The sequence below is a fragment of the Streptomyces typhae genome (assembly GCF_009755605.1).
In the GTDB taxonomy this organism is placed as follows: Bacteria; Actinomycetota; Actinomycetes; order Streptomycetales; family Streptomycetaceae; genus Streptomyces; species Streptomyces typhae.
Window position 1 is genome coordinate 207,441 of record NZ_WPNZ01000005.1, and the last position, 18,529, is coordinate 225,969.

Annotated in this window: 14 protein-coding genes and 2 pseudogenes; 2 read left to right on the forward strand and 14 right to left on the reverse strand. The window is 72.6% G+C overall.

Features of this window, described 5'->3' with window-relative positions; all coding sequences use genetic code 11:
• Nucleotides 1–35 precede the first annotated feature (35 nt).
• A pseudogene (locus GPA10_RS11310) lies at nucleotides 36–965 on the forward strand (NADP-dependent oxidoreductase).
• 22 nt (nucleotides 966–987) lie between these two features.
• Here the strand turns inward: GPA10_RS11310 and GPA10_RS11315 are convergent.
• The 14 genes from GPA10_RS11315 to GPA10_RS11380 form a co-directional block, all read right to left on the reverse strand.
• On the reverse strand, nucleotides 988–1,716 hold the full coding sequence (locus tag GPA10_RS11315) for a haloacid dehalogenase type II (protein ID WP_157165379.1): 729 nt from the start codon (nucleotides 1,714–1,716) through the stop codon (nucleotides 988–990).
• Nucleotides 1,717–1,841: 125 nt separating this feature from the next.
• Entirely contained in the window at nucleotides 1,842–2,243 is a 402-nt protein-coding gene (locus GPA10_RS11320) for a GNAT family N-acetyltransferase (RefSeq protein ID WP_157165380.1), read from the reverse strand.
• Nucleotides 2,244–2,393: 150 nt separating this feature from the next.
• Entirely contained in the window at nucleotides 2,394–4,049 is a 1,656-nt protein-coding gene (locus tag GPA10_RS11325; RefSeq protein WP_157165381.1) for an NADase-type glycan-binding domain-containing protein, read from the reverse strand.
• Entirely contained in the window at nucleotides 4,046–4,603 is a 558-nt protein-coding gene (locus tag GPA10_RS11330; protein WP_157165382.1) for a phage tail protein, read from the reverse strand. The genes GPA10_RS11325 and GPA10_RS11330 overlap by 4 nt, the downstream gene beginning before the upstream one ends.
• Before the next feature lie 37 nt (nucleotides 4,604–4,640).
• Nucleotides 4,641–6,599, reverse strand: a complete 1,959-nt coding sequence (locus tag GPA10_RS11335; RefSeq protein ID WP_157165383.1) for a putative baseplate assembly protein — start codon at nucleotides 6,597–6,599, stop codon at nucleotides 4,641–4,643.
• On the reverse strand, nucleotides 6,599–7,048 hold the full coding sequence (locus GPA10_RS11340; protein WP_058846899.1) for a GPW/gp25 family protein: 450 nt from the start codon (nucleotides 7,046–7,048) through the stop codon (nucleotides 6,599–6,601). Before GPA10_RS11340 ends, GPA10_RS11335 begins: the two co-directional genes overlap by 1 nt.
• A gap of 80 nt (nucleotides 7,049–7,128) precedes the next feature.
• On the reverse strand, nucleotides 7,129–9,012 hold the full coding sequence (locus GPA10_RS11345) for a VgrG-related protein (protein ID WP_157165384.1): 1,884 nt from the start codon (nucleotides 9,010–9,012) through the stop codon (nucleotides 7,129–7,131).
• Nucleotides 9,012–9,731, reverse strand: a complete 720-nt coding sequence (locus tag GPA10_RS11350; RefSeq protein ID WP_157165385.1) for a CIS tube protein — start codon at nucleotides 9,729–9,731, stop codon at nucleotides 9,012–9,014. Before GPA10_RS11350 ends, GPA10_RS11345 begins: the two co-directional genes overlap by 1 nt.
• 47 nt (nucleotides 9,732–9,778) lie before the next feature.
• Nucleotides 9,779–10,201 (reverse strand): phage tail protein, encoded by a 423-nt coding sequence (locus tag GPA10_RS11355; protein ID WP_058846896.1) that lies wholly within the window; start codon nucleotides 10,199–10,201, stop codon nucleotides 9,779–9,781.
• Nucleotides 10,202–10,288: 87 nt separating this feature from the next.
• Entirely contained in the window at nucleotides 10,289–10,975 is a 687-nt protein-coding gene (locus GPA10_RS11360; protein ID WP_157165386.1) for a hypothetical protein, read from the reverse strand.
• 2,895 nt (nucleotides 10,976–13,870) lie between these two features.
• Entirely contained in the window at nucleotides 13,871–14,029 is a 159-nt protein-coding gene (locus tag GPA10_RS11365; RefSeq protein WP_198550248.1) for a DUF6760 family protein, read from the reverse strand.
• On the reverse strand, nucleotides 14,026–14,532 hold the full coding sequence (locus tag GPA10_RS11370) for a hypothetical protein (RefSeq protein ID WP_157165387.1): 507 nt from the start codon (nucleotides 14,530–14,532) through the stop codon (nucleotides 14,026–14,028). The genes GPA10_RS11365 and GPA10_RS11370 overlap by 4 nt, the downstream gene beginning before the upstream one ends.
• A complete protein-coding gene (locus tag GPA10_RS11375; RefSeq protein ID WP_157165388.1) occupies nucleotides 14,532–14,975 on the reverse strand; it encodes a phage tail protein in 444 nt (147 codons plus the stop codon). The genes GPA10_RS11370 and GPA10_RS11375 overlap by 1 nt, the downstream gene beginning before the upstream one ends.
• A gap of 141 nt (nucleotides 14,976–15,116) precedes the next feature.
• A complete protein-coding gene (locus GPA10_RS11380; RefSeq protein ID WP_157165389.1) occupies nucleotides 15,117–16,712 on the reverse strand; it encodes a phage tail sheath subtilisin-like domain-containing protein in 1,596 nt (531 codons plus the stop codon).
• A gap of 355 nt (nucleotides 16,713–17,067) precedes the next feature.
• Here GPA10_RS11380 and GPA10_RS44015 point away from each other — a divergent pair.
• A pseudogene (locus GPA10_RS44015) lies at nucleotides 17,068–18,529 on the forward strand (hydrolase).

An 18,529-nucleotide genomic window follows, 5' to 3' on the forward strand; every position in this document is an offset into this window, starting at 1 on the left:
ATCTTCCCCCCCCGCCTTCCCGAGTCAGGAGAGTCATGCGAGTCATCACCCAACAGTCGCTCGGCGGCCCCGATGTGCTCACCGTCGTGGACGCGCCCGAGCCCCGGCCCCTCCCGACCGAGGTGCTCGTCCGCGTCAGGGCGATCGGGCTGAACCCGTTGGAGGCGCGCCTGCGTGCAGGAGAGTTCCCGCTGCTCGGCGAGGTGCCGTTCGTCCTCGGCTGGGACATCAGCGGGGTGGTCGCGGACGCGCGGGGGACATGACGGCTCAGGCCCGGCGACGAGGTGTTCGGGATGCCGCTGTTCCCGCGGGCCGCGGGCGCGTACGCCGAGGTCGTGGCGGCGCCGGCGCTGCACCTGGTGCGCAAGCCTGCGTCGCTCTCGCACGTCGAGGCGGCGGCGCTGCCGATCGTCGGCCTGACGGCGTGGCAGGGACTCGTCGACCTCGCCGGTGTGTCCGAGGGCGACCGCGTTTTGATCCACGGCGGTGGTGGCGGGGTCGGCCACGTCGCGATCCAGATCGCGAAGGCGCGCGGCGCGCACGTGATCGCGACCGCGAGTGCGGGCAAGCGGGCGTTCGTCGAGGGCTTCGGTGCCGACGAGGTGATCGACTACACGGCGGTCGACTTCACCGAGGCGGTCGGCGACGTCGACGTCGTACTCGACACGATCGGGGGCGACACCGCCGAGCGGTCCCTCAAGGTGCTCCGCGCGGGCGGCCATCTGGTGACGGCGGTCGCCGAGGACGATCCGGTGCTCGTCGCCAGGTACGAGACGGCGGGCATGCGTTTCAGCGGCATCGCGGTCGACCCCGATCCGGTCGCCCTGCGCGGCCTCGTCGCACTCGTCGAACAGGGCAGGCTCCGGGTCCACGTACAGGAGACGTTCCCATTCGAACGTGTCGCCGACGCCCATCGGCTGCTCGACGGCGGACACCTCCGGGGCAAGCTGGTCCTCACGGTCTGACGCCGTACCGGGGCGGGCCGCCTCAGGGCGCGCCGAGTCGGTCGGCCAGGTCGTCCAGGCCGTCGGCGTACAGGTCGAAGCGGTCCGTGCTGGTGGGCGGGTCGCCGACGGGGCGTGCGACGTAAGCGGTGCGCAGCCCGAGGGCTTGTGCTGCGCGCAGGTCCCAGGCGTGCGTGGCCACCATGAGCAAGCGCTCCGGGGGGCGTCCGGTGACGGTGACCGCCAGTTCGTAGACCGCCGGGTCCGGCTTGTAGGTGCGGGCGTCCTCGGCGGACAGGGCCTGGTGCCAGCGGAGGCCCGCGTGCGTGTTGACTTCCAGGAGCGCGGTGCGGCTCGCGTTGGAGAGCCCGATCAGCGAGAACCGTTCCGCGAGGCGGGCGAGTCCCGCCACGGTGTCGGGCCACGGCGGCAGTTTGCGCCCCGCCAGGGCGAGTTCCGCCACGGCGGCCGGATCGTCGACTCCGGCCGCCTCGGCTACCAGCCGGGCGGCCTCCCGGTCCAGTACGTCGCTGGTGGCGTAGGGCCGGGAGCCGTCGAGCATGCGGCGCTGCTCCGCGTCGATGTGCTGCTGCCACACCGACAGCAGCTTCGCGACGGTGGAGTCGTCGTACGGGGAAGGACGCGGGGCGGGCGAAGGGGCGCGGGCGGTGAGTGCACTGATGCCTGCCCGGATGCCCGCGGGTTCGTCCACGAGCGTGCCGAGCACGTCGAACACGAGGGCGTCGATCTGCAACTGCGAGCCGTTCTCCATACCCCCTGCAACCACACGCGCGTCAGGATGCTTCCCGCGTGGCCCGCGCAGCCCGGAGGAACCGGTCCGGACACCGGAGGCAAGCCGCCTGCGCCTCGGCGGAGCGCGCGTGCCCGGCCTGGCCTTCAACGCAGCGCGATCAAGCCCGCGTCCGTCGGTACGAAACCGCACGCCTCGAAGTAGAAGGGGCGCAGGTGCTCGTCGAAGTCGACGTGCAGCCACTCGCAGGACGCCTCCCGCGCTCCTCGTACCGCCGCCGCCACGAGTTCGGTGCCGATGCCGGACTTGCGCGCGTCCCCGGCGACCATCGTGTCGATGACGAAGGCGTGGACGCCGCCGTCCCAGGCGACGTTGACGAAACCGACGAGACTGCCGTCGGCCCCTCGCGCGCACACCCAGCCGAGGCTGTGGCGACGCAGTTGTGTCTGCCAGTCGATGGGCAGCAGGGGGTGCTCGAACGCCTCCGCGTGCAACACGTTGACGGCCTCGTTGTCGAAGTCGCCGCGCCACTCATATGTGATCGTCATGGGCCGCATGGTAGGGCGCGCGGCGACCGGCAGGACGGGTGACCGGCCACCGCCGACGGGTCGCCCGCCCGCGGTGGCCGGGACGGCGCACACGTCCTCAGCAGGGTGCGCCTCGGCTCGGCCGGTGCTTCGGTCCCTGCGGTCCCGGGATCAGGTCCTGCTCCCGTCCGACCGGCCGAAGAGCTCGATCTCGGAGATCGCCACCTGCTTCTTCGCGGACGCGGCGTGCGCCGACTCGATGGTGAACCGCACCTTGGTGACCTCCCCGACCCGGAAGGAGCGTCGCTGCCCGCCCGCGCCCGGGTCCAGGGTAAGTTCACGCGTCGCGGTGGCCCCGTCCTTCTTGGTGACCGTCGCCTTGATGCGGTGGGGCAGCGCGGACTTGCCGAGCTGGTCGGCGCGGGTCGACACGCCCGGTGTGATGATGACGTCGAGCAGCCGGACGGGACGGGCGAACTGCACCTCGATCCACTCGCCCTGGCCCGACTGCGCGACGCCGGGACCCCACCAGGTGTTGTTCAGCTTGTCGAAGGCCAGCTTCGGCCCGTGGTCGTCGTACGAGCGCGACGCGCGGATACGGTCCGGCTCGACCGGGGCACGCTTCGCGAAGTGGTCCCGCGTGGCCTGGTAGCCGTCGGGGATGTACACCAGGCCGAGGATGGACAGCGTCACCACGACGGCGATGGTGATCCAGGTGCCGATGTTGTCGAAGACCCGGCGCAGCCTGGGACGGTCGCCCGCCCACGGGGTCTCCTGCTGCCCGGGTCCCATGAGGCGGCGCCACCAGGGCCGGTGCGGGGGCGGGGCGTTGTCGCCCCGCTCGGCGAGCGGCATCGCGCAGCGGCTGCAGTAGTGGCGGTCGGGGTGGTTCGGGGTGGTGCACCAGGGGCAGGGCGCGCCGTGGGCTCCCAGCTGGGGTCCTGGGGTGCGGACGTGGGGCCGGGCGGTGTCGGGCCGGCCGGGCAGGACCGGGGCCACGGCCGGTGCGGGCGTCGGCGGGGCGGCCGAGGGGTCGGCCACGGGGACGACGAGGGAACGGGCGCGGTCGGAGACTGGCGCCGCACCGTACGGGGCTGCGGGCGCTGCGGGCGCGGTGGGCGCGGTGGGCGCGGTGGGCGTCGGGACGGTGGGTGTGGCGTCCGCCAGGTCCGGGGAGCCGCCCCCCGGCATGGGACCGCCCCCTGTCGTGGGGCCGCCCGCCGTCGTGGGGCCGCCCGCTGCGCCGGTCGCGCCGTGACCCGTGAAGTCGCCGTTGCCCGTGAAGTCGCCGTGGCCGGAGCCGCGTTCGCCGGTGCCGTCCGGGACCGCGCCCGAAGGGTGGCGCTGCGGCAGGCCGGAGGGAGCGGTGCCCGGTCCGGCGGCGGACGCGGGCACGGGTCCCGTGGCGGGGACGGGCGCCGGACCCGCGGCGTGTGCGTGCGCGACACCCCCGGCACCGTATCCGGCACCGGACGCCGAGGCACCCGCACCGGACGCCGAGGACGCCGAGGACGCCGAGGCACCCGCACCGGACGCCGAGGACGCCGAGGCACCCGAAGAAGGCGAGGAAACCGAGGAAACCGAGGAAACCGAGGGAACGGGGGAACCCGAGGAACCCGAAGCGCCCGCCCCGGAAGCCGCGGAGCCCGACGATGCCGCCGAGCCCGACGAAGCCGCGGAGCCCAACGATGCCGCCGAGCCCGACGAAGCCGCCGAGCCGCCGCGCGCCCCGGCCCGGTCCCAGCCGAGGACGGCACCGCAGGCATCGCAGAACGACTGCCCGGGTTCCACGCGGGTGTCGCACTCGGCGCAGTTCTGCGTGGTCATCTGTCGAGGTTCCTTTCGGCAGCCGTCACGGAGACGGTGTAGGGCATGTGCGCGGGACGTGCGGCGGCCACGAGCGCGTCCAGGCGCTGGGTGTCCGCCGGGGTGGGCTCGGGCAGCCGAAGAGCTACGTGGAGGTGGGGGTGGGGTGTGCCGGGGACGGGGCCGCGGGGGCGCGCGCTCCACGCGGCGCCACCGCTCTCCGTGATCTCCGGTTCGGTGCCGAACGCGAGGCGCACCGCTTCCGACAGGCCGCGCCGGGTACCCCGTACGCGGTGCAGTCCGGCCGCGGCGGCCACGGCGGCCCGCAGCCGCCGCTCGGGTTCGGTGCCGTCGGTCTCCGCCCCGACCCAGGTGCCGAGCCACTGGGCGAAGTCGAGCGGGGTGAGGGCGGGGTCGAAGTAGCGGTCCAGGCAGTCGAGGACGTTCAGGATCGGCGCGAGGACCTCGTCGAGGCCCGCGACGAAGCGCTGGGCGAGGTCGTCGTCGGCGAAGACGGCCGGGAGCATCGTGCCGATGGGCGCGGAGGAACCGAGGCCGTCGACGGACCCCCTCATCGCGGGTCTCCCGGGGGCGTCGGGCGGGGCGGGGTCGTCACGGGGCGTCTCCGATCACCCGTACGCGGTGGTCGAAGGAGAACACCAGGGCGGGCGGTTCCAGGTCGATGCGGTCGGTGCGGTCGCCGCGCTTGCCGGTCAGGGGGTCGGCGGGGTGCAGGACGACCTCGTCGACGAGTTCGACCCCCGGCACCCGCTGGAGGACGGCGAACACCTCGCCCGCCTGGACGGGGCGGCCGAAGGGCCAGCCTCGGCCGTCCGCGCCGCCGGTCAGAGGGTCGAGGTGGCGGTAGAGGGCGTCATGGGCGGCACGCCGTACGCGGTCGGTCCCGACGCCGCGGAACGCGTGCACCGTGGCCACCACGGTGACGCCCTGGTAGTAGGGCGGGCCCACGGCGAGTCTGGTGCCGATGAGGCGGCGTTCGTCGAGATGGCGGGTGATGCGGTCCAGGAGCGCGTCGCCGGGCACGAGTTGCTCGAAGCGCAGCCGGCCGCCGGGGTCCGGTACGGCCTGGGGGACGACCAGGACGCGTACGGCGTAGGCACCGTGCTCGTCCGGCTCGCCCTCCAGGCAGGTGATGCGGGCGGTCTCCGGGGCGGCACGCCGGGCGAGTTCCTCGTAGTCGCGCAGGGTGACCGCGCGCTCCTGGGCGCGGAGCGAGATCGGCGCCCGGACCTTGGCCTCCTCGACCGTCTCCCCTTCGACGCCGCCGCGGGCCGCTTCGAGGTTGACGACCTCGGTGATGTACGGGATGGAGGTGCGGAGGACACGGATCGCGCCGCGCGCCACGTTGCCCGCGCGGCCGCCGCCGGTGCGGTAGCGGCGGGCGCGGACGACCGCGCCCTTGGGTGCGACCAGGCCGTACTGGCGCAGGGAGCCGTCGGGTTCGCGGACCGCGGGGCCGAAGGCGATGTCGCCGGTGGCCGCGTCGAGGGTGATGTGCCGGTCGTCGGGGCGGGACTCCGCGAAGTGCGGGACCACCTGCCAGTCCTCCCAGCCGTTGTGCTCGGCGGTCTGGAGGAGCACCGGCGGGTCGTCGCCGACGACGGGCGCCTGGGCGAGCCGCAGCCGCTGACCGGGCAGTCCGGTGGCCTCGCCGAGCGCCTCGTCGTGCACCGTCTCGGCGTGCACGACCCGGGTGGTGCCGCCGATCGTGCAGACGTCGGCGGACCGCACGGTCGGTGAGGTGGTGTAGAAGGGCTGCCCGGGCAGCGGCTCGGTGACGCGGCAGCGCAGCCAGCCCGCCTCGTGGCCGCCGTTGCGGGACAGGATGTGGCCGCCGGGGACGTGCAGGACGACCTCGCCGGGCCGGTTGAGGCCGCCGGTCCCGTCGCGGTGCACCTCGCAGGGCGCCCAGCCGTCCGCGGTCCAGGCCTCCCACACGAGCGGCGGCTGCCGCGGGTCGACGCCGACGCCGTCGACACGGCTGTCCAGTTCGACGGCGACGGCGCAGTGCGGGACGGCCGCGGTCAGGCCGAACATCAGGCAGTCGCCGGGGTGCGGCGACTCGGTGAAGCACAGGACGTCGCGGTCCTCGGCGATCTCGGTGGTCCGGTCGGTGACGGGCTCACCCCGGTTCTGTACGAGGAGGTGCCGCAGCGCGCTGGACACGATGCCCAGGTCCCGTTCGGTGGCGAAGACGACCGCGTCCTCCTGCTCCGTGCGCAACGTGGTCACCTCGGTGCCCGCCGGTACCGCCACGGTCTCGTCGCGGGGCGCGGACAGCCAGAACGTGACGTCGGTGCGGGCGGCGGCCGGCGGGAACAGCGTGATGCCGACGAGGTCGAGGAAGGCCAGGTGGTTCTTGTCCGGGACCCGGTTGAGCCGGTAGACGATCTGGTCGGCGATGTGGGCGACCGTCTCGACGAGGGTGACGCCGGGGTCGGAGACGTTGTGGTCGGTCCACTCCGGGGCCCGTTGCTGGATGTAGCGCTTGGCGTCGTCGACGAACTCCTGGAAGCGGCGGTCGTCGAGGTTGGGGCTCTGCAGGGGCATCAGCGGTCGCTTTCGGGTGAGCCGGGGCCGCCGGACGAGGACGGGGCCCCGGGCTCGTCGTGGGAGGGAATGACGTAGAACGGGAAGACGAGGCTGCGCGGGTTGTTGGTGCCGCGGATCGCGTAGCGCACGTCGATGTACAGCACGGACTGGTCCTCGCCCGCGGTGACTTCGACGTCCTGGACCTCGATGCGCGGCTCCCAGCGGTCCAGGCTCAGATACACCTCGTGCTGGATGCGGCCCGCGGTCTGCTCGTTGACGGGCGCGAACACCAGGTCGTGGATGGCGCAGCCGAACTCCGGGCGCATCGGCCGCTCACCGGGCGCGGTCGCGAGGACGAGCCGGATGGCCTCCTCGACCTCGCGCTCCCCGCTGACCAGGGCGATGCCCCCGGTGGGGCCGATGCGCAGCGGGAACGCCCAGCCGGAGCCGACGAACTGTTCGGCCATCAGAGATCACCGGTCCTCATGGGAAGGGGAGATGGGAGTCGGAAGGGCAGCGCCGGAAGGGCGGCATCAGAAGGGCGGCATCAGAAGGGCAGTGGTTTGCGGTTGACCAGGACCGCGCCGGTCAGGTTGATGTTGGACGAGGTCAGCCCCACGCTGGCGGCCGAGGTGAGCATCAGGGGCCCGGCGGCGCTGACGGTCGCCAGGCCTGCCGCCCGCACGTTGATGAACGAGGTGTTGACGCTGAAGCCGCCGCCGCCCGCGTTGACGTTGACGGCGCTCGCGGCACGGATGTTGAGCAGTCCGCCGCTCTTGATGGAGACGTTGCGCTTGGCGCTCAGCGTGAGGTCGGTGCCCGCCTGGACGGACACCGAGCGGCTGCCCTTGATGGTCACCGAGCCCTTGCTGTCCACGGTGATCTCGGTCTTGGCGCGGTCCAGGTTGACGGTCAGCTTGCCGTCACCGGTGGTGACCCGTACGCCCCGGTCGCGGCCCACCCGCTGACTGAGCAGGTCGATACGGTTGCCGGTGCGGTCGGAGATGGTGTGACGGCTGGCCTGGTTCCGCGCCCCCGAGTACAGCGGGGACTTGTTCCTGGTCGGCTTGTCCTTGCCGTTGTAGAGCCCGCCGATCACGAAGGGGTGGTCGAGCGCCCCCCGGTCGAAGCCGACGAGGACCTCGTCGCCGACGTCCAGCGGGAAGATCCCGCCGCCGCGTTTCCCGCCGAGCTGCACACACCGCGTCCAGTCGCTGACGTAGGTGTCGTCCAGCCATGGGAACTTCAGCTTCACACGGGCCTGCTCGTCCTTCACGTCGACGTCCGTGACGACGGCGTTGGCGACGCCAGGCAGCCGCGGCTCGGTCTCCGCGCCGCCCGAGGTGAGCCCGTACAGGGACCGCCACTGGCGGCCGCTGACGGTGACCCAGGACTCGTAGCGCTGCCCGTTGCCGAACACGTGCCGCACCGACGTCGTCGTGTACTTGCCCTGGAAGGGCCAGCCGACCTCGGCGAGCGCCACGGGCACGCCCGGCCGCAGCTTGGGGTTGCCGTGGACGACGACCTCCAGTTCGGAGAACGAGGAGGACACGTCGTCGAACAGGGCGTCGGCGGCGTGCTTGACCTCGGGCCGCTTGTCGTAGGGCTGGGAGGTCTGCACGAGCTTGGTCTTCTTGAAGGCGCCCGCGGCCTTCTTCGGGGAGGTGCCGATGGAGAAGACGGGGTTGTTGGCACGGGTCGAGGTCTCCACGATCTCGCGTGCGGTGGCGACGTCGTAGCCGCGCACCTCGACCTCCGCCACCTGGTCGGCGGCGGTCACGGACGTGCGCAGGCGCAGGATGTCCTTGCCCGACTTCAGGACCAGCGGGTTCTTCTCGCTCTTCGGCGAGGGCGCGCCCGACGACGGCTTCGGCGAGACGAAGTTGAACTTGCCCTTGGCGTCGAGGGACATCACCATCTTGTTCTCGTCCGCGAGACGGGCGATGAAGTCCCAGTCCGTGACGTTGGCCTGGCTGATGAACTCGTAGCTCGCGCGGGAGGACTCGATGGTGCCGACGGGCACGCCCGCGAGCCCGGCCAGTTTCCTGACGATGGAGGACGCGGTCTCGTTCGTGTACGCGGCCACGCGGCGCCGGCGCAGGAAGCGGTGCCCGAGGTCGTAGCCGCGGATGACAGTGAACGACCCGGTGCCGTCGTAGTCGGCCTCCAGGGCGGTGACCTCACCGGTGAGGAGCGGATTACCGGCACCCTGCCCGTCGGCCACCGGCGTCAGCACCACCGGGGTGCCGAACTTGACGTTCAGCTCCTTGAGGAGCAGACGGTACGGGTCGCGGAAGGTGAGCCGGAACGCGGCCGGTACCCCGGCGCCCTGGTCGACCCAGCCGTCGACGAGCATCCGGGCGTACTTCTCGGGCAGCTCGGAGCCCCCGAGCTGCACCTTCATGATGCTGGAGAACGCTGTGCCGGCCATCAGCGGCCCACCTCCTGTGCTGCGGGCAGCACGAGTTCGGTGCCGGAGGCGAGGGTCGACGGGTCGTCGATCCCGTTGGCCTCGGCGATGGTCCGCCACACCGTGGCGTCGCCGTACTCGCGCCAGGCGAGGGACTGCAACGAGTCACCGGCGACGACCCGGTGCACGCGCTGCGCGGTCAGCGCGCCGGACGTCGGGTTCTGTCCGTCGGGCTCGCCCGGGATCTCGTGCAGCCGCAGCTGGCAGGTGGCCCGGATGGGCACGCCCGAGGTGCCGAAGAGGGTGTACGAGGCTTCGACGGAGGCGACGTAGGCGGTGAACCGGGCCGTGCCGAACGACCCCCACTGGAAGATCACCCACGGCGGCGACGGCTGGTCGGCGTCCCTGCTCCTGGCCGTCACCGCACAGCAGTCGAGCAGCGCCTTCACCTTCTTCATGACCGTGTTGCTCGTCGGCTGGTCGGAGGAGTCGAGGAAGATCTCCACGCCCATCTCGCGCGCCTCCGCACCCATGAACTCCGGCTGTGCGCCGTCCCGGTTGCTCGCGGTCGGGGTCACCGTCCAGGACGCGCGGCGGGCGATCGTGAGCGTCGACGGGTTGAAGTCGAAGTCGAACGTCTTCATCAGGCCACCGGGCGTGGTGCTGATACCGATGGGGGGTTCGTGGATGGCGAGGCTGGCTCGTACGAGGCTCTTGCCTGCGCCCTTGCTCTTAGCCATAAGGGGTCTCCCGCTCCTCTCTCCGGCTGCTGCGGCTCGTCCGGCGGTCAGTCCGTGAACCCGTGGTGGGCGATCTCCAGGACTTCCGTGGCGACGGCCGGGCTGCCGGGGTCGAGCCGGGGCCCCTGCCAGCTCACCGGAAGCACGTCGATGAGCCCCCAGCGGGCCACCTGTGAGCCGTCCGCGCGCAGCGCCGCGATCTCGGCGGTGGGCCGCTTGATCCCGGTCTGCACGGAGGAGATCCACTTGGCGACCTTCGTGGTGTCCGGGGTGAGCGGGCGGGTCAGCCGGATCGTGGAGAACGTGACGCGGGACGGCAGTTGCCACACGAAGCCGTTGTTGCCGCCCTCCTGCCGGTGCTCCACCTCCACCTGCGACGAGAGGCCCTCGCAGCCGTTGAAGTAACCGAGGCTCTCGCCGTCGATGGAGAGCCTGAACCAGATCGTGGAGCCCGGGTCCTTGCGGGACATCGTGCGGGGGCCTTTCTGTCGATACTGCGGTGACGCGGGACGGGGAACGGCCGCCGGTCGGCGCCGACGCCGGCGGGGGCGGGCAGGTCAGCGGCGGTCGTCGCGGAGCCTGCCGATCCGTTCGCGGTCCATGCGGAGCTCGGTGCGGACGAGCCGGGTGATCCGGCCGATCATCCGGTGCACCAGCTCGTCGATCTGGAAGTCGGTGAGGTCCTTCGGGTCGAACGTGCCTTTCGGCACCCGGCTGTACGCGGGCGGCGGAGCCTCGGCTGCGCCGCCCGGTACGGTCTCCGGATTCCTGTCGGGCGGAAACGGCAGCGGGTCGTCGACGAACTCCTCCTGCTCCTGCCGCCCCTGCGGGGCCTGCTGGCTCTGCCGCCCCTGGCTGCCCGTCCGGAACCGCTCCATGGTCTGCCCGACGGCGTTCGCCGCGGCGGCGGCGAGCGTTCCGGTCACCGAGCGGGTCGCGGAGCGCACACCGCGCTGGACGGGCAGGTCGTTGCTCGGGGTGCCCACTGTGCCGACGGCTGCGGGTGCTCCCACGGGGGCGATGATGCGGGCGACGGGGAGGGGCGACTGCGTCCTGGAGCGGCTGGTGCTGCTGGGGATGGTGCTGGGGGTGCTGAAGGGCGGTGTGAGGGAGGTGAGGGGGCGGAGGCGCACGGGTTTGGCGGGGGTGGTGCTGCGTTGCACGGTGGCCGGTGCTGGGGCGGGTGCTGCGGCGTGCGCCGGGTGGGTGGCGGCGGTGCTGGAGATGGTGGGGGAGTTCGGCATTCCGGGTGGGTTCAGTGTCGTGGGGAAGTCGGGTGGGGCGGGCGCTGACGCGGCGGCGGTTGCTGCCGCCGCGGGCGTCGCCGCTGCCGGGGGAGCTGTTGCTGGGGGAGCTGTTGCGGGGCTGAAAGCCGTTGCGGCGGTGGCGCGTTGGACCGGGGGTGGCGGTGCTGCGGCGGGGGTGGCGGGCCAGGTGGCTCGGTGGGCTTGTGCAGAGGCGTGCGAGCGCGTGCTTGTGGGCGTGTTCGTGGGCCTGGGCGTGGCTGTACGAGGGGTGGGCGAGGTCTGCTGGGGGGTGGCGGTACTGGTGGGTGCCCCGGCACTTCGCTGTGGGGCGGGCGCGGACGGTGAGGTGGGCGTGGCGGCACGCTGTACCGGCGGCACCGGTGGCGCCGACGCCACGGTCCGCGTCGGCGGGCCCTGGACCGGTGGCGTGCCGGGAGCGGTACGCGCGGTCGCCTCGGGTGCCTGGTGCGATGTGGCGGTGCGTGGTGCGGGGCGCGAGGGCGGTGTGACCGGGGCGGACGGGTCGGCTCGGAGGACCCGCTGTACCGGGGGAGCCGGTGGTGTCGCCGGTGCTGGCGGAACGTCCGGGCGCAAGGCGCCGGGCCTCCGCTCCGGGCTTTCGGGCGTGGGCGCGACCGTACGTGAGGTGGGCGGCGCGGGGGAGGACACCGCACGCTGCACCGGCGGCGCAGAGGCGTGACCGGCGCGGCTCGGCGCACCGGCCCTCTGATTCAGGGAGTCCGTGAGTGATACGGCCTCCGGGGGCGGGCCGGTGACCGGCGCACCCAGCGGGCTGCGGCCCCGTGGCGGCGGTGCGGCCCTGGTGACGGGAGCCGTGGCGCGCTGCACCGCAGGCACGGGTGGCGTGACGGCCGAAGTCGCCGTCTCCTTCCCGGGTACGGGCACCGGGGTCGTGGCAGGGGTGGCCGCCGGGGCGGGCTGCGTCGCGGGAGTCGGCGCGGCGGCGGGCGGTACGGGAGCCGGGGGCGGCGTCGCGTCGGCAGGGACCGGTGCGCCCAGCCCCGGGCGGGGCGACTTGCGGGTGACACTGCGCTGGACCGCCGGGGGACCGGCGCTGACGGACGGCGAGGGAGCAGGGGGCGGTGTACGGGGGGTGGGCGCCGCACCCGAGGGGGAGGGCTCGGCCGGGTTTCGGAGAGCACCCGTGGTGGCACGGGCATTTGACGCTGACGCTGACGCTGACGCTGACGCTGACGGCGAAGTCGGTGCCGACTGCAAAGCCGGTGCCGGTGCCGGTGCTGACGGCGAGGCCGGTGCCGGTGCCGACGCAGGAGGTGCCGCAGGGGAGTTGCTCCCCCGCGCGGGAGAGCCTTCCTTCGCTGTACGAGAGTCCGGCGCCGTCGCACGCGGTGTGGACGGAGCAGAGGCTATCGGGACACGCGCCGCACGCTGCGCCTCTGGCCCGGCACCGGACGGCTTCGTGCCGCTCGGCACAGTCGTACCGGTACCGGAAGCGACCGCAGGAGCGGTCGAGACAGGCGGTGGCGTGATACCGGCAGAGGAGCCTGCGGGTTCCGACACACCAGCGGAGCCCGGCGCGACCGAAGCGCTCGGCTCATCTGAGGCACTCGACCCGGCGGAACCATCCGAAGCCCCCAACAACGGCTGCGAGGGGGAAGGCGCTGGGCCTCCCCCTCGCTTCCCGCCGCCACCTCCCGGCGGAGCCGACCCCGTACGGGACCCGCTGCCCGCACCGGTCCGTACCGGAGCGGACGGCAGGACACGGCGCTGTACGGACGCCGGAGGCACCACCGGGGCCTTGGTGAGGGGCCGGGGCCGCGGAGCCGCCGCCGCGGGGGCGGGCGTCACCCGGACCCCGCCGACCGGGGCGGGCGGTGGCGTGGCCGGGCTCGGCACACGGGTCGGTGTGACGGCAGGCACCACGCTCCCCGGCGTCGGCGCGGCAGACGAGCGCCGCACGGCGGGAGCGACCGCGCTCTGCCCGCTGGAACGCTGGACTGCGGCGGATCGCGGAACTCCAGCGCTCTGCACGGCAGAAGTCCGAACTCCCCGCGCCTGAACCCCAGAAGCCGGAACCTCAGAAGCCGGAACCTCAGAAGCCGGAACCTCAGAAGCCGGAACCTCAGAAGCCGGAACCTCAGAAGCCGGAACCCCAGAACCCTGAACCCCAGAGCTTCGGCCCTCACGAACACCACCACCAACTGCCGCCGCAGCCGCAGCCGCACCCACCCTCCGGCCACCGCCGACTCCTGCACCCCGAGCACCAGATGAGGCCGCCCCCCGGTCACGGGATGCCGCCGCCCCCCGAGCCCCAGGCACCGCAGCACGCTGCACCGGCATGGGCGAGGCCGAGACCCCCTCGGCACCCCTCGCCGCCGCCCCCCGCCGCACCTCGCGCAGCGGCGCCGGGAGCGGCGACGGGGACGACGGGGAGAACAAGGGCGAAGACGACGGCGAGGGGGGCGAGGGAGGCGCAGGTGTCCACGGAGCCCCGCCCGTGGCCCCTTCGAGCCCCGTGGCAGGCCGTGCCGTGTCGCTCAGTGCGGCGGTCGACGAGGACGAGAGCAGGCTGCTGGACACCGCGTCGAGGACGCCCAGGCGGGACGATGTGTTGGTGAAGGAGGGGTTCTGCCAGGTGGGCAGCCGCATGCCGAACGCGGAGTCCGCGACACCGGCCCCGCGGCCCGCGGTGGACCGCTGGATCGGCGGCAGCCCGGACCACGCACCGGGGCCCGCCGCGGCCTCCTGCCCGGAGCCCACCACACTCGGGGTGGCGACGGCACCGGTGCGGTCACCACCGGCACCGGCAGCCGCCCCGGACACCTCACCGCTCCGCGGGCGCGGAGCCGAGTCGCCCGCGTCCCGCGCGGCCTGGCCCTTGCCCCGCAACCGATCCAGGAACCCCAAACCTCAGCCCTCCGCCGCGGCGCTCGCCACGAAGGCGGCGATCTGGTTCGTGTACCGGCGGCGGTCGTGGTGTTCCAGGTCCAGGATCGTCTCCAGGTTCCAGTGGAAGTGGTAGGCCACGTACGCGATCTCCTCGTGCAGCCGGTCGGTCGCGTACGTCACGATTCCCCCAGGCGGCTCCCGCCGAGCTCCACCTCGAACGGCTCGGAGCAGTGCGGGCACTCCACCGCGGCGCGGGTGTGTCCCTCGGCGTTGATCTGCCGGTAGAAGTCCTGGAGGAAGGCGAGGTCGGAGGCGAACATGTTCTCCACCGTCCCGTCGTGCACGCTCGGCAGTGTGCCGAGCCGCGTGATGACGCGGCCGAGCAGCACCACGGACAGGTACGCGGGGTTCTCCTGGACCCGCACGTCGCGCAGCGGGACCAGTTCGTCCCGTGCCGTGGACAGGCGCATCACGCCGTCCCGGTGCACGGTGCCCGCCTCGTCGACGTAGCCGCGGGGCAGTTGGAAGGGGAACTCGGTACGCAGAGCCCGGGGTGCGGTCCCGGCCCGAGCGGCGACGGAAGACGTAAGGGGGGACTCCGCTTCCGCCGCCGCGTTCTGGGGGGCCGGTGGCGCCGCGGCGGCGGTGCCCGCCTCCGGCGCACCGGCAGCCGTGCGCCGCATTATTCGATGACCAGTTCTTCGAAGACGATGGTCACGGTCTCGCTGAGCACGGCGGCCTCGCCGGCCTTGAGGGTGCTGGCGTCGATCTTGCTGCACCAGGCGTTGCGCAGGTTGTAGCGCTTCACCGGGTTGTCCTCGTAATCCATCATGATGATGGAGGCGTTCTTGCGGGCCGTGCTCATCCGGCCGTTGATCGAGTCGTTGATCCACGTCGTGAACGCGGCCGACTGGGTCATGCCGCGCACCACGGTGCACTGCCCGTTCTTCTGCACGCCCGGCAGCAGATTGATGTCGATCTTGCCCTGGGCGGTGTTCTGCGGGCTGACGATGACGTCCTGCTCGATGGTGAGGCCGCTGACCTCGGCGAGGTACTCGACCATCACACCGTCGATCTGCAGACCGAAGTTGTGTGAGGTGAGGGAGTCGCCCTGCATGAGACTCATGGGTTCGCTGTCTTTCTAGGCTTCTTGACGTGAGGTGACGCGACGGCGTACGGGATCGCCGCGGAGGCCGGGTGCTGCGGAGGCCGGGCGCCGCGGAGGCCTGGCGCTGTGGGGGCCGGGCGCTGCGGGGCCGGGGTCCGGCTACTCCTCCAGCTCCCCGCTGCCGCTGGAGAACTGCGAGAGCCGGAAGATCACGAACTCGGCCGGCTTCACCGGGGCGACACCGATCTCGCAGATGACCCGGCCGAGGTCGACGGACTCCGGCGGGTTGGTCTCCTCGTCGCACTTGACGTAGAAGGCCTCCTGGGGACGCTGGCCGAAGAGGGCGCCGCTGCGCCACTCGTTGACCAGGAACGCCGAGATGTTGCGGCGGATGCGGGCCCACAGCGCGTGGTCGTTCGGTTCGAACACCACCCACTGGGTGCCGATGAGTATCGACTCCTCCAGGTAGTTGAAGTACCTGCGGATGTTGAGGTAGCGCCACTCCGGGTCGGAGGACATGGTGCGTGCTCCCCAGACGCGGATGCCCCGGCCGGGGAAGGCGCGGATGCAGTTGACGCCGATGGGGTTGAGCAGGTCCTGCTCGCCGCGGGTGATCTGGATCTCCAGGTCGACGGCGCCGCGCACGACCTCGTTGGCGGGGGCCTTGTGCACACCGCGCTCGAAGTCGTTGCGGGCCCAGATGCCGGCGACGTGGCCGCTCGGCGGGACCATGCGGGCCTGGCCCGTGGCCGGGTCGAAGGACTTCAGCCAGGGGTAGTAGAGGGCCGCGTACTTGGAGTCGTACCCTGCCGTCTCCTGGCGCCAGACACGGATCTGACGGGCATTCATGCTCGGGGGTGGGTCGATGACGGCGACCCGGTCGCCCATCAGCTCGCAGTGGGCGATCAGGCCTAGCTGCACGGCCTTGACGGCCTCCAGGTCGATCGCGCCCCGCTGGTAGGCGGCCATGAGGTCGGGCACGGCCACCATGGAGATCTCGTCGACGGCCTCCAGGCCGCCGAAGCCGGTGCGGTCCGCCGAGTCGCCGAGGTACTGGGCAGGGCCGGGGTGGGCGGGCGCCTCCCGCTCCACCGGCGCCGGAGCGGGCGGTGCGACGGGCGGCGCGGCGAGAGTGACGGTCTGGTTCTCGGGGCGGGTGAGCTGCGCCGCCGAAGCGGCCTCCGTCACCGCGATGAGCTTGGAGCGCTCCTTGACCTGCGTGACGACGTAGGACCTGTTGCCCTTCTTGGCGCTCACGTCGAACGACTCGACGGCCTTGTCGCCGTCCTTGACGATCAGCTTGAAGCGCTCGGCGGGGCCCTCGCCCTCGGGGTCGGCGACCTCCACCGTCAAGGGGCCCGTGCTGCCCTGCGCGGTGGCCGTCACGGAGAACGCGCCGAGCAGCTTCGGCTCGGCGGCGGGCAGCGCCGCCGCCGGGGCCGTGCCGGTCACCGCGGCCGGGGCCGCGCCGTCACCGGAGACGCCATCGGCGGAGCCGCCGACCCGGATGACGTAGGCGGCGGAACCGCCGTTGTTGAAGAACCCGTACACGGAGTGGGCGAGGTAGTACCCGTCGGTGAAGTCGCCGAACGAGGTGACGTACTGGGTCCAGTTGGTCACCAGCGTGGGTTCGTTCAGCGGCCCGGTCGGCGCGAGCCCGACGAAGGCCGCCACGGAGGTGCCCACTCCCTCGATCGGGCGCGAACCGCTGGCCACCTCCTCGACGTAGACGCCGGGCGACAGGTAGGACGGCATGCTCTGCTCTCCTCGGGGTACGAAACGGGACGTCCTCACCCTGACGGGTGGGTGTCGGCGTCGAAACGTCTCCGGGTGCCGGTCACCGGGCAACGTCGGTGCCCGCAAGGGCACTCCACCAGGTATGCCTCCGCCAGGATCGGGTTCGCTCCACGGGGCGTCGGCGGCCGTGCGGACGCCCGCCGCGGGCCTGCCCGGCGGGGGCGCGGCGGCCCGCGGCGGAGCAGGGCACGGGGCTGCCCCGGGTGCGGGCGCCGGGCGGCGCACCGGAGGACATCGCGGCCGCCCCTGCGGGCAACCGTGCCTGCCCGGCGGTCCGGGGACCCCCCTTGCGCCCTCTCCTAGCGTCGTCGGGGTGAGCCTTTGGACCTCTTTGGAACCCGCCTCCGCGACCGTCGACCCCGGCAGCACCGCTTCGGTGCGGCTGCGGGTGCGCAACACCGGCGACATCGTCGACGAGTACCGCTTCGAACCCGTCGGTGATCTCGCGCCCTGGACCACGGTGGAGCCGCTGACGCTGCGGCTCTATCCGGGGACGACGGGCACGGTGGAGCTGACGTTCGCACCGCCCCGCACGCCCGACGCGACCGCGGGACCCCATCCGTACGCGGTACGGATCATCCCGACGGAACATCCGGACGCCGTCACCGTCCCCGAGGGAAACCTCACCGTCACGCCCTTCACCGAAGTACGCGCCGAACTGGTGCCGCCCACGGTGAAGGGCCGGTTCCGGGGACGGCCGCGGCTCGCGGTGGACAACCTCGGCAACACCGAGGTCACCGCCTCGCTCAGCGGCAGCGACACCGGCGACAAGCTGTCGTACGACCTCCGGTCGGGCAACGTCCAGATCGAGCCGGGCCGGGCAGCGTTCGTGAAGGCCACGCTGCGGCCCCGGCAGATCACCTGGTTCGGCTCCAAGCAGGAGCAGCCCTACGCGCTGGCCGTGAAGCGCTCCGGTACCGAACCGATGGACGTGGACGGCATGTTCGTACAGCGCGGCATCCTGCCGGGCTGGCTGGCCACCACGTTCGGGCTGCTGTGCGTGCTGACCATCGCGTTCGTGGTGATCTGGCTGTCGTACCGGCCGCAGGTGAAGAGCGTGGCACGGGAGAAGCCCGTGGAGGCCGGCGCGATCGCGCCGGTCAAGCCGTCCCCGCCGATCGTCGATCCGCCGCCGAAGCCCGACGGCGAGGAGGACGAGGGGTCCGGCAAGTCCGGTGACGGGGACGCGGACGGCGGCGAGGAGAAGGAGGAGCCCTCGGCGGCGACGGCGGTGGCGGTGGCGGAGGCGGCGGGGACGGCGGCTCCGAGGAGAAGAAGAAGCTCAGGAAGCAGACCGCGGCCACGGCCGTGCGCGAGCTCGCCGAACGCAGCGAGGGCCGCCACGTCTGCTACCGCGCCTACGTCCAGGGCGACGGCTGGCAGGACCCGGTGTGCGACGGGGCCGAGGCCGGGACCGTCGGCGAGGAGAGGCCGATACGGGCCCTGAACATCGCGGTGTCCGGCACCGACGGCGTGTCCGCCACCGCGGCCTATGTGCGCGAGCACTGGCGCGCGGGCGACCGGTGGAAGGCAGCGTTGGAACAGAAGGACCTCTACATCGGGGACAAAAGGACCTCTACATCGGGGACAAGAAGTCGAACCACCCGATGCAGGGCTTCAGCATCAGCATCCCCGGCGGCTCCGCGTGCTTCGAGGTCTACGCGAAGGACGTGGAGTGGATCCAGGAGGTGTGCACCCCCGAGGGCAAGGACTTCTACGCCGGTGCCCCGATGGAGAAGGACCTCCAGCTGGAGGCGGTCCGCCTCAAGGTCTGA

Coding starts and splice junctions, on each gene's coding strand:
- GPA10_RS11330 (WP_157165382.1), bottom strand. CDS start 4,603: ATGAGGGGGTCCGTCGACGGCCTCGGTTCCTCCGCGCCCATCGGCACG.
- GPA10_RS11360 (WP_157165386.1), bottom strand. CDS start 10,975: ATGCCGAACTCCCCCACCATCTCCAGCACCGCCGCCACCCACCCGGCG.
- GPA10_RS11380 (WP_157165389.1), bottom strand. CDS start 16,712: ATGCCGTCCTACCTGTCGCCCGGCGTCTACGTCGAGGAGGTGGCCAGC.
- GPA10_RS11340 (WP_058846899.1), bottom strand. CDS start 7,048: ATGGCCGAACAGTTCGTCGGCTCCGGCTGGGCGTTCCCGCTGCGCATC.
- GPA10_RS11335 (WP_157165383.1), bottom strand. CDS start 6,599: ATGCCCCTGCAGAGCCCCAACCTCGACGACCGCCGCTTCCAGGAGTTC.
- GPA10_RS11375 (WP_157165388.1), bottom strand. CDS start 14,975: ATGAGTCTCATGCAGGGCGACTCCCTCACCTCACACAACTTCGGTCTG.
- GPA10_RS11315 (WP_157165379.1), bottom strand. CDS start 1,716: ATGGAGAACGGCTCGCAGTTGCAGATCGACGCCCTCGTGTTCGACGTG.
- GPA10_RS11355 (WP_058846896.1), bottom strand. CDS start 10,201: ATGTCCCGCAAGGACCCGGGCTCCACGATCTGGTTCAGGCTCTCCATC.
- GPA10_RS11350 (WP_157165385.1), bottom strand. CDS start 9,731: ATGGCTAAGAGCAAGGGCGCAGGCAAGAGCCTCGTACGAGCCAGCCTC.
- GPA10_RS11325 (WP_157165381.1), bottom strand. CDS start 4,049: ATGACCACGCAGAACTGCGCCGAGTGCGACACCCGCGTGGAACCCGGG.
- GPA10_RS11345 (WP_157165384.1), bottom strand. CDS start 9,012: ATGGCCGGCACAGCGTTCTCCAGCATCATGAAGGTGCAGCTCGGGGGC.
- GPA10_RS11320 (WP_157165380.1), bottom strand. CDS start 2,243: ATGACGATCACATATGAGTGGCGCGGCGACTTCGACAACGAGGCCGTC.
- GPA10_RS11370 (WP_157165387.1), bottom strand. CDS start 14,532: ATGCGGCGCACGGCTGCCGGTGCGCCGGAGGCGGGCACCGCCGCCGCG.